The following is a 744-nucleotide window of genomic DNA, read 5'->3' on the forward strand; positions in this document are numbered from 1 at the left end:
GAGCATACTCCTATGGGGGCCACATGGTTAGAAACGATATTTCCTACAAAAACAAAAAAAATGAGAGTACATAAAAAATTCTTTACTGGCATGTCTAAAGAGGAGAAAAAATCTATATTTGAATTTGATATTAAAGATATATCTGAATGAAACAAGCTCTAAATTTTATAGTCAGTATTTGTTCCATTGAAATAATTGATTTTTAGTTGAAAGGTGGGGCTTTCTTGGGTCATTTTTTTGTTAACTTAATCCCAAATAGATTTTATGATTATAAAGAGAATGAGGCACTTCCAGCACATGAGTTAATTCTTCGCCCACTACTCTTGTGTGCCAAAGAGTGCTATGTGTATGGCCTCAAAGAAGATACAGAATTATTTCAACAGTGTACTGATATACTTTCTTTTACTCGAAACAAATACAAAKTGGATTTAAAAAAGGAAGTCATCGAAGGATATGAACAACTTTGGAATGCAACAGGGTGGCAGAGAGGTTCTATCTTAATCTTTATAGAGCCAGAAAAGCTTAAGAAGCTAAATATTTTCACTTCCTGTTATGATCCTAGTATTTGGGAAAATCCTAATTCGGGAGAAAGTGCTGCAGCTATTAGATTTTGTAAAGATGTAGTTACTAAAGAAAAGTTAGTTGGTCTTTGCTTTTCAGCCTCTAACGGTGTTGAATATATGAAGGTTTATGCGGAGAACGATACATTAAAAGAATTATATGAATGTGCGTTAGTACAGGCAC

The 744-nt window shown here is 33.4% G+C and carries 1 protein-coding gene; it reads left to right on the top strand.

What is annotated here, in order from left to right; genetic code table 11:
• Positions 1-224 precede the first annotated feature (224 nt).
• Positions 225-744, top strand: a 520-nt coding sequence (locus AC1DRF_RS30765) for a hypothetical protein (RefSeq protein WP_477742669.1), incomplete at its 3' end; no start/stop codon positions are given.

The sequence above is a fragment of the Priestia sp. P5_B4 genome (genome assembly GCF_056400385.1).